The organism is Flavobacterium hercynium (assembly GCF_002217285.1).
GTDB classification, from domain to species: Bacteria; Bacteroidota; Bacteroidia; order Flavobacteriales; family Flavobacteriaceae; genus Flavobacterium; species Flavobacterium hercynium.
In genome coordinates this window covers 1-13726 of record NZ_MUGW01000048.1, presented here as the reverse complement: position 1 = coordinate 13726, position 13726 = coordinate 1, and the positions used below count along the sequence as shown (strand labels likewise).

Below are 13726 nucleotides of genomic sequence, written 5' to 3'. Positions count from 1 at the left end.
GAAACACACTATCTCGACAGTATTTATAACAATTTTAATTTTATTTAATATGGAATCACAAGCACAGAGTTTCAAAACAATTGAAATTAAAGATTTTAAACTTCAAATTTACAACGCATCAGAAAACAGCTTTGGCGTAGCATCTGTAATCGTATCGGGAAAAACAGATGCGGTTTTGATTGACGCCCAATTTACTTTGGGGGATGCCGAAAAAGTTGCGCAGGAAATTAAAGCAGGCGGAAAAAAATTAACCACAATTTATATTTCGCACGCAGATCCTGATTACTATTTTGGATTGGAGATTTTTAAAAAATATTTCCCGGATGTAGTGGCGTATGCATCACCTGCTTCTGTAGAAGCAATTAAGGCTACGGCGCAAAAAAAATTAGACGTTTGGGGTGAACGATTAGGTAAAGCTATTACGTCAAATGTTGTTTTGCCTCAGGTTTTAAAAGGAAACAGTATTGAACTGGAAGGTCAGAAATTAGAAATCATTGGTTTGAAAGAATTTCCGAACAAGACTTTTGTATGGATTCCTTCGATCAAAGCAGTTGTGGGCGGAATCAATGTTTTTGGAACTAGTTTCCATCTTTGGATGGCGGATGCTCAAACTACTGAAACGCGTAAAAACTGGATTGCCGTTTTAGATAAAATCTCGGCATTGAAACCTGAAATTGTAGTACCTGCCCACACTAATTCCAATTCTCCATTTGATATTGCTGCTGTAAATCATACCAAAAGTTACATTCAATTCTACGAAGAAGCTTTGAAAACCAATAAAACATCAGAAGCCTTAATTACTGCTTTGAAAACAAAATATCCAACACTTACTTTTGAAACTGCCTTGCAGATTGGTGCAAAAGTAAATACTGGAGAAATGAAATGGTAAAGTATATTCTTTACAGTCTGACAGCACTCTTTGTATTGTCAGGCTGTTCTTTAAATAAAAAGACAATGACAAATATTGAAATAATTAAAAGCACTTACGAAGGAAAAACTTCAGAGGAAAATGGTCAAAATCTCGCTCAATATGCTGCCGAAGATATTTCGTGGACAGAAGCAAAAGGCTTTCCATATGCAGGAACTTACATTGGATTAGAAAATATAACCAAAAACGTTTTCAGCAGATTAGGAAGTGAATGGATAGATTATAAATTTACCCCGGAAGATTACCTGGCCAGCGGGGATAAAGTCGTTGCTTACGGAACTTATACAGGAATCTATAAAATTACAGGCAAATCATTCATAGCCAGAGTAGCACACGTTTGGAAATTGAAAGACAGTAAGATTATCAGTTTTGAACAATTTGTAGACAGCCAGACTGTAAATGATGCTTTGAAATAAAGTGTTTTTTTATACCTTGCATTGTTTTAATGAATCATAAAACCAATGCACGCAAAATTAATAGCCTATATTAGCCAGTATGTAAACTTACCGCTTACAAGTGAAGAGCAAGCCTTAATTGTTGCGACTTTTCAACCCAAAAAGCTAAGAAAAAAGCAATATTTTTTGCAGGAAGGGGATGTATGTAAATATGCTGGTTTTATTGTAAAAGGGGCTATGCGCCAATACAGTGTTGATCATAAAGGTGTAGAACATATTGTACATCTGTTTGTTGAAAATTATTGGGCAAACGATCGCGAGAGTTCAACAATGCTTACACCCTCTGTTTATAATATTGATGCTTGGGAAGACACCGAACTTCTTATTATTACAAGAGCTGAAATGTTGGATTTGATGGACAAAATACCTGCAATGGCACAGATGATACGTTTAATGGACGAAAGGAATGCCATTGTCAACCAACGCAGATTAAGTTCTACCATCAGCAACACGGCTGAAAAACGCTATGAAGAATTTGCAGCTCATCATCAACAGTTTGTTCAGCGGTTTCCACAGCATCTTATTGCTTCTTATTTGGGGATTACTAAAGAAACATTGAGCCGAATTAGAAAACAAGGAACGAAATAAACTCTATTTTAAGTTTTAAATTATAGAAACCGTTGACAAATGTCAACGGTTTTTTTTATCATATCTCATTGTTACGGGGATTGACTTTGATGCAACTTTGCCTTATCAAAATCAATTAAAAAATTATAAAAAATAAAACAATGAGCGATTTATCAAAAATGTCCAAAACAGTAGTTTTTCACGAAACTGGAACTCCGGAAGTATTGAAAATTGAACAAGTACAAGTGTCTTATCCTGAACCTCAAGAAGTAAGAATTCAGGTTAAATCAATTGGAATTAACAGAGCCGATGCGATGTACCGTCAAGGAATGTATATCGAAAATCCTATATTTCCAGCTCAATTGGGCTATGAAGCCTCAGGAATTATTGAAGCAGTTGGTGCCGAAGTTTCGCATTTGGCAGTTGGTGATTTAGTGAATGTTGTTCCGGGTTTTTCTTTACACAACTATGCTTCTTATGGCGAATATATTAATATGCCATCCTATGCAATACACAAATATCCATCGAATTTGTCTTTTGATGAAGCAGCATCCGTTTGGACAAGTTATTTAACAATGTATGGTATGGTGGTACATTCGGGACAATTAAAAGCGGCACAATTTGTGGTAATTAATGCTGCTTCGAGTAGTGCAGGATTGGCAGCCATTCAAATGACTAATTATGTTGGAGGAATTGCAATTGCTTTAACTACTTCGGCAAAGAAAAAAGAAGCTTTATTAAAAGCGGGTGCAGCTCACGTAATCGTAACAGCTGAGCAAGATATTGCAGCTGAAGTTTTAAAAATCACAGAAAATGTAGGTGCGCATTTAATTTTAGATCCTGTTGTCGGTGCTAAATTCAGTAACCTTTTAAGTTCTGTTGCAGAAAATGGAAAAGTATTTGTTTATGGTGCATTGAGTCACGAACCTGCCAGTTTTCCAGCATTTGATGTTTTGATGAAAACCCCAACTATTAGAGGCTATTCAGCTATTGAAGTGATGGGTAATATGGAAGTTTTAATACAAGCCATAACTTTTATTGACAAAGGGTTAGCCGAAGAAAAATTGAAACCTGTTATCGATAAAGTTTTTAATATTAATGACATCGTTGCTTCTCATAACTATCTGGAATCCAATCAGCAATTTGGAAAAATTGTAGTGAATATATAGAAAATTAAACATCGAGCGGATTTCTTTTCTGCCACAAAAAGCTAAGACGGTTTTAATAAAAAGAGGTAAGATTTTGTTTTTTTGATGTATCATTTTCATTCGATCGCCAAAGGGAAATCAAATTCAAATTCATAAAACCAATGAAAACAGACAATAGATTTAGTATAACAATCTCTTCCAATCTTCCATAAAATTTATAGAAATTTGTCCATTTGAGCTTACCACAGCCAAAAGGCGCCAATTAAAGACAATTGGCGCCATTTTTAATTACCCTATAAATAACTTAACTCGTTTTTGTTGATCAAAACAAAAGCCTTTGGATTGATAAAACTAACGCATAAAAAACCAATCTAAACCAGCCAAATAGCTTTTTTGATGTGAAGGTCTATTATATTCTATATCCCCCAGAAACCTCAATTCGCTGCGCATTAATCCATTTGGAATCATCAGAACAAAGAAAGGCTACCACACTTCCAATATCATCGGGCAAACCGACTCTTGCTAAAGCAGTTTCAGAAGCCAGATGTTTATTCAAATCTGAAATATCACGTACAACACCCCCGCCAAAATCAGTTTCAATAGCCCCTGGAGCTACGGAATTGACTCTTATTTTTCTGCTTCCCAATTCCAATGCCTGGTATCTTGATAATGAATCGACTGCAGCTTTCATCGCGCCATAAACGGAATATCCAGCAAAAGAAAATCTTGCCAGACCAGAAGACGTATTTACGATGCTGCTGCCGTCATTCAGTAATGGTAATAGTTTTTGAGTTAAGAAATATGGGCCTTTGAAATGGATATTTGTCATTGCATCCAAAATTTCTTCTGTTGTTGTTTCAAAACTTTGGTTAATTCCGATACCCGCATTGTTTACCAGCGCATCTAATTTAGCAGAAGAAAATTGAGCATCTAAAACCTCTTTTACTTCAGTTACAAATTGGTCAAAACCGTCAGTTGAAGAAATGTCCAAAGGCAATGAAAACGCTTTTTGTCCAATAGTTTCAATTTCTTTTACCACCTGGTCCGCAAATTCTTTTTTGGTCTGATAGGTAAGGATGATATCAAATCCTTTTTTCGCCAGCTGTAAAGCCGAATCTTTTCCAAGTCCACGGCTTGCGCCTGTTACTAATGCTATTTTATTTTGATTGTTTGACATTTTATTGATTTAAACTTTTATGTGTTTTAATTAATTCTTTATTCAGTATATCTCTTACTTTTTTTATTATGTTTACCACTTTTAATTTAATATGTTTGCCCTGAATTCATTTGGCGTGCTCCCTACTTCTTTTTTAAAAAGGCGTGAAAAATAAGTCGTATTTTCGAAACCAAGCAGGTGAGAAATTTCAGTTATATTCAGTTCGCCTTCGGTCAGTAAGTTTTTTGCCTCGCCGATTAGAAAAAGATGAATAAGCTCCAGCGCCGTTTTTCCTGTTTCCTGTTTGAGCAAATCAGTTAAATAACGGGAAGATATATTCAGCTTTTCTGCCATGAGAGATACCGTTGGCAATCCAATATTTTTTGTTTTTCTTTCTTCAAAATTAGCAGCAAGCAAAGCGTTAAACTTTGTGACAGTAGAACCAGTGAGCTCTGTACGGTTTATAAACTGTCTTTTATAAAAGCGCTGTGAATATTTAAGCATGGAATCCAGATGACTTACAATAATGGCTTTGCTGAGTTCGTCAGTATTATTGTTGTACTCTTTTTCAATATTAAAATACAGATTCCAAATGATATCCTCCTCTGCAGGTGAAAGATGCAAAGCCTCATTAACCTCGTAATCAAAATAACTATATTTCCTGATTTCGTTGTAAAGGACTGTTCCCGGTAAAAAGTCTTCATGAATCATAATTAGAAATCCCTTTTCCTCTAATTCCACATTTTTAAAGACTACTTTCTGCTGGGGTTTTGTAAACGACATGGAGCCGCGATCATGGTCATATTTTGTTTTGCCATACTGCATGCTTCCAGATTTCAATTTTTTAAATCCTATAATATAAAATTCAGATGAAAATTCCAGAATATTATTACCACTGCAGGTGTCCCGTTCACCATATGCGACACTAAAGAGCGGGTTCTGGGGAGGTTTGATATCGAGCGCTTCATGCAGATCGCTGATTTTTTTGAAATGTATCATTGTTCTTAATTGTAAAAACAGATCCGGTAAATTTAGATTCTGTTAATTTAAACTTCCACTAACCATGTGCTGCCACCGACACATCCTGCCATGATTCCCATGTTTTCAGTCTTTCTAAGTAAGTGTGCTGCACCCAGGGAAAAGCAGTTTTTCCCAGCAGTAATCTGAGTGGCGGATTTTCAGAATAAACAAGCTTGACAAGAGCTTTGGCAGTGGCTGCAGGGTTACCTGAATCCTGCTCGCCAGCATGCTGATAAAAATCTTTTCGTACACCGTCGTAAGCTGGTATTGATTCGCTGAGTGCAAGAGAAGTGGTCCCGAAGAAATCTGTAGAAAAACCACCTGGTTCTACTATGGTAACTTTAATGCCAAATCGGCTTACTTCACCCGCGAGTGTTTCAGTAAGGCCTTCAACAGCGAATTTTGTTGCACTATACAGCCCCATTAATGATACCGTATTCAAACCCAGCGCACTTGAAAGCTGAATGATATGTCCTGATTTTTGCTGGCGCATGATAGGCAGAACTGCCTGAATAGTCCATAATGATCCCAGTACATTAGTTTCAAACTGGGCCCTTACGTCCTGCTCTTTTAATTCCTCTACTGCCCCTATGTGTCCAAAACCGGCATTGTTTATTAACACGTCGATACTGCCAAAGTTCTTTTTTGCAGTTTCAATTGCCTCAAAACTTTCGTTTCGATCAGTAACATCAAGTTTTAGCACCAAAAGAGATGATGAAAATTCTTTATTAAGCTTGGTTAGTGTTTCAGGATTGCGAACAGCCGCAACCACATTATCGCCGCGTTTTAAAAATGCCTCTGCCCAAATTCTTCCGAATCCACGGGAAACACCTGTTATAAAAATTGTTTTTGCCATGATACTAATTTTTAATATTTTGATATGGACAAAGTTCGCACAGATGGTACAGACGGTTATGATACAAAAGTAGGCAATAATGAAACATTTTAACGAAATTGCTGCGGTTCTGGTTTACTGTTTCAAAGATGGAATATAAAAAGACAAAATCCCATCTCATTTATTGAGAGGGATTTTGCAGTTCAGTCATTATAATTTATTTTGACTTAGGATTTTTTTGAAACAATCCTCTGTTGTAATCTACTACCTCCGGATGTGATGGATAGGAAGGCAGGGCAGAAAGATCAGCTATGGCCTTATCTCTTAATGACGGTGCTGCTTCTTTTACACCATCAGAGAGTGCTTGTTTTAATTCTTCTTCATTAAGTTCCGTACAGTAAGCAGGAGTCCCTGGCTGATGTCTCCAAGATTCAGAAAGTCTGCCCGAGTCAACTGCATCGTAACCGGCATCATTAACTAATGCGGCAATTACTTTTTTAGCCTGCGGATCATCACCCGCTACAGCCATTGCTATTCTGTCTTCAGCACCGCTGTTTTTTCCGCCGTTTGCCAGCGTCTCTGCCAGCAAATTATTGAAAGCTTTTACAACAGGCCTTCCCAATTGCTCGGATACCCAGATACTTTCTACTTTTCCGTTTTTGATCTCTTCAATATCGGCATCACGGAACGGATAATAATTGGATGTGTCTACCACAATTACATTTTCTGGAACGCCTGCCAGCAAATCTTTAGGCAAAGTTGGTATTGCTATGGTAGGCAATGATAAAATAATGACATCTACATCTTTTACAACATTCTTTAGTGTTGCAGCTTCAACACCTAACTCCTCAGCACGGGTCTGTAATTTATCAGCCTGATCTGTATTATTCACTTTCACTTCATGACTGGCTTGTGCCATTTTTTTTGCGATCGTACCGCCTATTGCTCCGGTACCTATTATTCCTATTTTCATATTATATAAGTTTCATTTGTTATAATTTTCAATTTAAACCCTTGGATCAATTCCATACTGATCCGGAACTCCAAGGTGTCCGCGCAAAGTTTTGCTTTCATACTCTTTGTGGAAAAGCCCTCGCTCCTGAAGCAGCGGAACAACATGATCAACAAAGGCATCAATTCCATCCGAATTAACATCAGGTGAAATCCAAAACCCATCCGCAGCACCGGCTTCATACCAAGCCTGCATATGATCTGCCACTTCTACGCCCGGCCCTGCAATTACAGGATGGTAATCTATCACGCCGTGAGCAAGAATATCAAGAACGGACCAGCCTTGCCTAGCAATTTTCAATGCATTGGAAGAACGAGGATAATGAGATGGACGGGCATTTTCCAGCTGCAATTCTAAAATTGGTTCATTTATCAAGGAAAGATCAAGTGGAATACCCAGCATTTTTTGCAGGTATTCAAATTTTTGTATAAGTGAACTGCCTCCTAACTGTATTCGGCGATCGAGCGCCGTGCGTCTGTCCTTGGCAATGGTGGTCATCAGTCCGGCAATATATTTGATTTCATCCGGATCACGACCGTAACTTTTTGCTGCCGCTCTAAATGCATTACGCTGCGCTCTTGCATCTTCAATTGTAAATGCTGTACCTATTACCACATTAGCAAAGCGTCCTGCCAACTGATGTGCGTTGGGACTGCCGCCTGCATGAAAGATGATTGGCTGTCCCTGCTCTGATGGTGGAATGTATAGAGGTCCTCTTGAACCGACGTACTTACCTTGTAAGTTGATTGGAAGAATCTGATCTTTCTTTGCAAACTGCCCACTGTTTTGGTTATGTATCCAGGCATCTTTTCCCCAGCTCCCCCAAAGTGATTGAATGAGTTGGACAGCCTCATGGGCACGTCCATAACGATCTTGGCTCGACGGAATTCTTTTTCCGTAATTGGCTGCAACATCTTCTCCGCTTGATGTAATTGCATTCCATCCGGCCCTGCCATGGCTCATAATGTCCAAAGCCTTAAATTGTCTGGCTAGATTAAAGGGTTCATTAAAAGTGGTTGATCCGGTAGCGACCAATCCAATATATTGAGTTTCTCTGGCCACTGCGGCGAGGGTCATCATCACATCAAGATTGAAAACGGGTGATTCTGTTTCTATATCTGTCATAACTGCACCGGGACCGTCCGGTAAAAATATAAATTGAAATTTTCCACGCTCTGCAGCCTGAGCCTGCTTTACACGGATATCAAAACTCGTGTAGCTTTTGGGATCAACTCCCGGCATACGCCAAGCCCCCGATTGAGATCCGTATCCATTTCCAAGATGAAGTCCAATAAGCATTTTTCCTACAGCATTCATAAATTGAATATTTTGATTAATTATATTGCAAAATTAAACAAAATCACTTTCCTTTGTATAGCTATTTCCTAAAGGAAAGCGAAATAAATAATTTATCATGCCGAAAAAGAAACCTTATTGTGAGTGCCTAAATACCGTTAAGCCAGTACGGGACACACTTGAAGTAATTAATGGAAAATGGAAATTATCCATCATTATTTCTGTAGGTGTAGGAAACAGCCGATTTACTGAAATTCAAGAGAGCATTCCAGGATTAACTCCAAAAGTACTTTCAAAAGAACTTAAGGAACTTGAACAGCACCAGCTGATCAAACGGATTATAACGAACGATTATCCTGTCAAAATATCATATTGCTTAGAACCCTATGCAGATACCTTGACCCCTATTATCTACGCTATGAAAGATTGGGGATTAAACCATAAGAAGAAAATTTTTCAAGAAAGATAATATTGCAGAAATTTAATTACTTAGCTAATGCTTATGTTTACAAAATGTAGCTACATTTATTTTTGGCCTTTAGGTGAATATAAAATTATCTGATTACATTTTATGCCAAAATCATGTATAAGCTGCGTAAACTCTACTTCAATCCCCAACAGGACATCTAAACCAAATTTACAAAGCCAATGAAAGACAGACATTACAGATAGTACGCCAATTTCTTCAAATCATCCAAAAAAGATGTTGAAATTTGTCCTGTTCCCGTCACAAGAAGAGACAACTAATTACTAGTTGTCTCTTTTTTTATGCCGAAAATGTAGATTTTTCAAGCCTTTACGATCTAATATTTTATGGTTCGATTTTTTCAAAAGGAATCCTTAGTCAGTTTTTAAATAAACAGTCTTAAAGTGGCGCTATTAGAGATTTAGCCGGAGCTGAATGATGGTTTAAAGTCCTTCTAAGGATATAAATTATCCTAATTCTATTTTCACAATTATCCTTTAAATAGAAAAAAATAGCCAAATTTAAATTATTGAAAATCTAGTTTCTTTCCAACCTTTTAAACCAAATCGACATATATAATTAAAAGACGGATATTTAATTCTCTTAGATATGACATTTTAAAAAGTCATTTTTTATTTTTATACCTTTAACTATCGTTTTTACAAATAATTAATTCAAAACTATAAAACCAAAATTTGTATCATGAGAAAAACAATCTTATTCATTTTATTTTTTATCACTACAATCTCTTTTGCGCAAACAAAGGTAATAGCGCACAAAAGCCACAGTGGTTCTAAAAGTACATTTTCAAAAGCCTACAAGAAAAATTTGTTCGATATTAGAAATTCTAACTTTGGATTACCTACACATCACATTGTAATTTTAGATACGGTTATTGCTATAGACAAGTCTCATTCCATATTAAAAATGAGGGTATCAATTGATGAGTATACAGAACAACAAAAACGTAATTATAAAAACTTAGATAATTATAAAAATTTAGGTAACTCAAACTTTAGATATAAAACCACAATAATAAGTGATAGTTTATTTAACAAAAAGAACTCTGTCGACTATATAAAACTTGCACCTCCATACAGATACCCAATCTATTTTGTGAATCCTATTGGAAGTGTAGTTTTTATAGGTTTCAAAAATCCTTTTTAATGAAAAGAATTGAAAATTTCATTTATCAAACATTAATATTGTTCTCTTTTTTAGGAATTGTATTTATTCCCTTTTCTTTCCAGTATTTTAGTATCCAATCTGTAACAACCAAACTTTTATTTCAGAATTTGATAGCCAATACTGTTACAAAAATAGGAAATATTACTATTTCAAATCCTGAAATTACTTCAGATTCAACTACACTTTATGGTCTGTTTTTTGTTTTATTATTTCTCTCTTCAATTTTTACAATAGTATTTTCACTCTTTAATTTTTGGAAAATCTATAAAAATCAAATTAATAAGGTATTTCAAATCGTTTTAGTCTATTACTTGGCCTGTGTTATGCTCAAATATGGTTTTGACAAAATCTTTAAAGTCCAGTTTTATCTTCCAGAACCTAATACGCTATACACTCCATTAGGAATGTTGGATAAAGATATTTTGTTTTGGAGCACAATGGGAACCTCCTTTTTTTATAATGTTTTTATGGGTTTAATAGAAATAATTCCCGCCCTAATGCTTTTTTATAACAAAACGAGAACTCTTGGATTATGTATTCTTTTTGGAGTTTTGATAAATGTAGTTTTCGTTAATTTTGGATTTGATATTTCAGTAAAGTTATATTCATTGTTCTTAATCTTGATTTGTTTTTTATTGCTTGTTCCGAATTTGAAAAAAATAATTCAATTTTTTATATCAAATAAACCGACGGCATTATCAAAACTTAAAGGTTCGGACTTAATTACTTCAAAACCAATAAGAATTACCATAAAAACATTTATTATTTTTTTTATTTTCATGGAATCTCTTTTTCCATACATTCGAAACCAAAATTTTAATAATGACAATAGTATTCAGAATCCACTTCGCGGCGCATATGAAGTTGTGAAAGTAGAAAAAAATGACACGACGAAAAATTCTGTAAACCTGAAAATAAAACGCATTTTCATACATCGAGATAATTATTTTATTTTTCAATATGCAGATGATACAATGGAAGATTATTATTTAGAAATAAATGAAACTAGAAATCAATTCACACTAATTAATTATAATGGTGAAAAAATAATATTGAATTATAAATTCGCTAAAAATTCAAAAACATTAACCATTTATTCTCCTGAATTAGGCATCAATATTTATTCTAAATTACTTCCGTGGAAAAAATTGCCATTACTGCAGCCTCTTTTTCACTGGACAGTTGATGAAATTCATTAAAGCTAAAAGATTTCAATGAATGTTTAATAAAAATCTAAATATGAAAAAATTGAAACTATTTTTTATCCTAATTCTATTTTCGCAATTATCCGTTGCGCAAAACAGAATAGTTTACGGAGTAGTTAGAGATAGTACCGGACTTCCTGTTCCGGGAGCAAATGTCTTAGTTGAAGGGACAAAAACAAGTTCACAAACCGATTGGGATGGTTATTTTTCTATTAAAGCAAATTCAAATCAATTCTTAGTTTTTACTTCTCTAGGACATTATTCAAAAAGAGTTAATACGAGCCTAAATGATATCGAGGTGATATTACAAATAGATCATTCACATGATGACGACTGTATAATTCCTCCTTTACCTATAAAAAAAGTAAAACCTTGCTTTGCTAGTACAACTATATCTGCTAAGGATTTAAAAAATGCCAACAATCCCAAATACAATTTTAAGAACGATTGTAACAGCAATCCATTGATTTTTGTTTCAGACTACACTTTGAAAAAAGCAGATTATGAATTTCAAATAAAATACAAAATAAGCTATTCTCCAATTCAGGATCGTAATATTGAATATGCCACAACCTACAATAAACTTACTTTTAAGTATTTAAAAAAGAAATATAAAAAAACTTGGCAATCTGAGATTAGAAGAGACGTTATTGGATTAAATGAGTTTTTGAAGAAAAATTAGGATAATTAACACTGAACCCCTACAAGACATACAAACCGTTTTCGAACCGAAATAAAATATAATTATCTTACAAATTAACTTGAAAGTAAGCCAATCTCTTCAAATCATCCGTAAAATTTATAGAAATTTGTCCAGTCGAGGTCACAAAAAATACCATTTCTAACGAAATGTTTTTTTTTTATGCGTAATTATTGCTAATTGAGCTATCTTTGATATATAAAATTTTCAAAACTTCCTCACAAACTTCCCAATAAATTTTAGTGGAAAGACACTTAAGCATTCACGAACTAGAAGCTCGCGCCAGCGGGTGGAGCCGTCTACTCGATTGTACGATTGTACTATTATTTGGTTTTTATTTCATTTACAGTATTTATTAGCCATAACAACCAAAATTAATTTCCTGCATTTTTCCGTTTTCTGATCGACCAATTATAATAATATTTTTATCCTTTAGAACACTTTCTCGTATTTGGAATAATTCTGATGATTTCAGTTCTTTACAAACATTAGAAAGAATAGAAGTATTATTATCAATTACATAAGTTCGGATTTTTGGATTGTTATTGACGATTTCTCTGTCACCTGCATCCCATTCGCCTTTTGTCGGGTAACGGATTTCTACTAAATCCAAATCTATATAAATTACACCATTTATTTTGTATATTCTTTTTGCATAAGCATTTATTTCAGAAATGTCTTCACCCAAAACAATGTTATCATTTTTTTTATTTTTGGATTGCACATTGTTTTCAAAAACGGAACCATTCTTTGTTTCTATAGTTTTTTGTATTTCTACTTGTCCTTGTTTTTTTGTTTTGTCATCGCAAGATTGTAGTACGAAAGCGAAAAAATAGAGTGTTAATATTATTATTTTTTTCATCTGTTTTGTTATTTCAATTTTTGAGCAGCGTTTGATTTAGCATATCGCCCAACGTTAGTCTGTAAAAACTCCCGTTTCATAAAAAACAAATATACTAAAATACGATTATGAAAACAGGATTTTTCGTATTTTTAAGCATTCAACATATTTTAGGAATTTCCCGCCATCAGATGCGTATTTCGAATTTAGAAGACGCTATAAGTCCCGAGAATCAAGTTCGTTTTATAGATGCTTTGGTTCTTTTGTAGATTTATCTAAGTTTGGTTTTGAAGTTAATACCCTCAAAAGAGAGCGGCTTCCGAGTTATAATAGTCGAGCGTTTCTTCAAATCTATCTGTACGGTTATCTAAACGGAATTTCCCCACAAACTTCCCAATAAATTTTAGTGGGAAGTTTTATCAGAAAACATTCAACTAAAGCATAGATAATCCTGTATATAATGTCTGATAAGAAAGATGTTTTACGAGATATTTTTTTATCTTTGAAATTCAGGATCTTTAATCCAAATGGCTTTATTTTTGAGTCTTTAGAAAAATTGATATTCATTATGGAACAGAAAATACATCAGGGAAGAAACGTAAAACGTTTCAGAGAAATGCTTGGCATAAAACAAGAATCATTGGCTTTTGATTTGGGAAATGAATGGAATCAGAAGAAAATTTCTATGCTGGAGCAAAAAGATGTAATTGAAGTTGATCTACTAGATCAGATCTCACAGGCACTAAAAATTCCTGTAGAAGCTTTTCAGAATTTTGATGAGGAAAAAGCAGTAAATTTTATTGCAAATACTTTTGGAGATAATTCATTTAATCATGGAACAATTAATATTAGCCCGTTAGACGAATTAAAAAAACTTCATGAAGAAAAAATTGCTTTATACGAGCGTAT

At 34.6% G+C, this 13726-nt stretch carries 16 protein-coding genes; 10 read left to right on the top strand and 6 right to left on the bottom strand.

Translation table 11 applies throughout. The features are described from left to right. The first annotated feature begins 10 nt into the window (after positions 1–10). The 4 genes from B0A66_RS19095 to B0A66_RS19080 all read left to right on the top strand — a co-directional run bounded on the left by B0A66_RS19095 (position 11) and on the right by B0A66_RS19080 (position 3119). Positions 11–889, top strand: coding sequence for an MBL fold metallo-hydrolase (locus tag B0A66_RS19095; RefSeq protein ID WP_089051461.1), 879 nt, complete (start codon positions 11–13; stop codon positions 887–889). 65 nt (positions 890–954) lie between these two features. Further along, the gene (locus tag B0A66_RS19090) at positions 955–1344 is read left to right on the top strand and encodes a nuclear transport factor 2 family protein (protein ID WP_089051462.1); all 390 of its coding nucleotides are present in this window, start codon (positions 955–957) and stop codon (positions 1342–1344) included. A 45-nt stretch (positions 1345–1389) separates the two neighbouring features. Then, the gene (locus tag B0A66_RS19085; protein ID WP_089051460.1) at positions 1390–1971 is read left to right on the top strand and encodes a Crp/Fnr family transcriptional regulator; all 582 of its coding nucleotides are present in this window, start codon (positions 1390–1392) and stop codon (positions 1969–1971) included. A 140-nt stretch (positions 1972–2111) separates the two neighbouring features. Beyond that, a complete protein-coding gene (locus tag B0A66_RS19080; protein WP_089051459.1) occupies positions 2112–3119 on the top strand; it encodes a zinc-dependent alcohol dehydrogenase family protein in 1008 nt (335 codons plus the stop codon). A gap of 388 nt (positions 3120–3507) precedes the next feature. Here the strand turns inward: B0A66_RS19080 and B0A66_RS19075 are convergent, their stop codons facing one another. The 5 genes from B0A66_RS19075 to B0A66_RS19055 all read right to left on the bottom strand — a co-directional run bounded on the left by B0A66_RS19075 (position 3508) and on the right by B0A66_RS19055 (position 8438). After that, the gene (locus B0A66_RS19075; RefSeq protein WP_089051458.1) at positions 3508–4275 is read right to left on the bottom strand and encodes an SDR family NAD(P)-dependent oxidoreductase; all 768 of its coding nucleotides are present in this window, start codon (positions 4273–4275) and stop codon (positions 3508–3510) included. An 81-nt stretch (positions 4276–4356) separates the two neighbouring features. Continuing rightward, on the bottom strand, positions 4357–5253 hold the full coding sequence (locus B0A66_RS19070) for a helix-turn-helix domain-containing protein (RefSeq protein WP_089051457.1): 897 nt from the start codon (positions 5251–5253) through the stop codon (positions 4357–4359). A gap of 58 nt (positions 5254–5311) precedes the next feature. Continuing rightward, complete coding sequence (locus B0A66_RS19065) at positions 5312–6130, bottom strand: SDR family NAD(P)-dependent oxidoreductase (protein ID WP_089051456.1); 819 nt, start codon at positions 6128–6130, stop codon at positions 5312–5314. A gap of 196 nt (positions 6131–6326) precedes the next feature. Next, a complete protein-coding gene (locus tag B0A66_RS19060) occupies positions 6327–7082 on the bottom strand; it encodes an NADPH-dependent F420 reductase (protein WP_089051455.1) in 756 nt (251 codons plus the stop codon). 33 nt (positions 7083–7115) lie between these two features. Then, a complete protein-coding gene (locus tag B0A66_RS19055; RefSeq protein WP_089051454.1) occupies positions 7116–8438 on the bottom strand; it encodes an NtaA/DmoA family FMN-dependent monooxygenase in 1323 nt (440 codons plus the stop codon). A gap of 97 nt (positions 8439–8535) precedes the next feature. Between B0A66_RS19055 and B0A66_RS19050 the strand changes: the two genes are divergently transcribed. The 4 genes from B0A66_RS19050 to B0A66_RS19035 all read left to right on the top strand — a co-directional run bounded on the left by B0A66_RS19050 (position 8536) and on the right by B0A66_RS19035 (position 11958). Beyond that, a complete protein-coding gene (locus B0A66_RS19050) occupies positions 8536–8886 on the top strand; it encodes a winged helix-turn-helix transcriptional regulator (protein ID WP_089051453.1) in 351 nt (116 codons plus the stop codon). Between the two features lie 699 nt (positions 8887–9585). Next, a complete protein-coding gene (locus tag B0A66_RS19045; protein ID WP_089051452.1) occupies positions 9586–10050 on the top strand; it encodes a hypothetical protein in 465 nt (154 codons plus the stop codon). Next, a complete protein-coding gene (locus tag B0A66_RS19040; RefSeq protein WP_089051451.1) occupies positions 10050–11270 on the top strand; it encodes a hypothetical protein in 1221 nt (406 codons plus the stop codon). Before B0A66_RS19045 ends, B0A66_RS19040 begins: the two co-directional genes overlap by 1 nt. 40 nt (positions 11271–11310) lie before the next feature. Further along, entirely contained in the window at positions 11311–11958 is a 648-nt protein-coding gene (locus tag B0A66_RS19035) for an FEKKY domain-containing protein (RefSeq protein ID WP_165766658.1), read from the top strand. Positions 11959–12331: 373 nt separating this feature from the next. On the opposite strand, the gene B0A66_RS19030 is transcribed toward B0A66_RS19035, so the two are convergent. Next, the gene (locus tag B0A66_RS19030) at positions 12332–12838 is read right to left on the bottom strand and encodes a hypothetical protein (protein ID WP_089051449.1); all 507 of its coding nucleotides are present in this window, start codon (positions 12836–12838) and stop codon (positions 12332–12334) included. Positions 12839–12945: 107 nt separating this feature from the next. Here B0A66_RS19030 and B0A66_RS22985 point away from each other — a divergent pair, with 107 nt between their 5' ends. Together B0A66_RS22985 and B0A66_RS19020 are read left to right on the top strand one after the other, a co-directional pair. Next, positions 12946–13086 carry a hypothetical protein gene (locus tag B0A66_RS22985; protein WP_165766657.1) on the top strand — a complete coding sequence of 47 codons (141 nt, stop codon included), beginning with the start codon at positions 12946–12948 and terminating at the stop codon, positions 13084–13086. 299 nt (positions 13087–13385) lie between these two features. Further along, the coding region (locus B0A66_RS19020; RefSeq protein ID WP_089051447.1) for a helix-turn-helix domain-containing protein at positions 13386–13726 on the top strand (341 nt) is incomplete at its 3' end.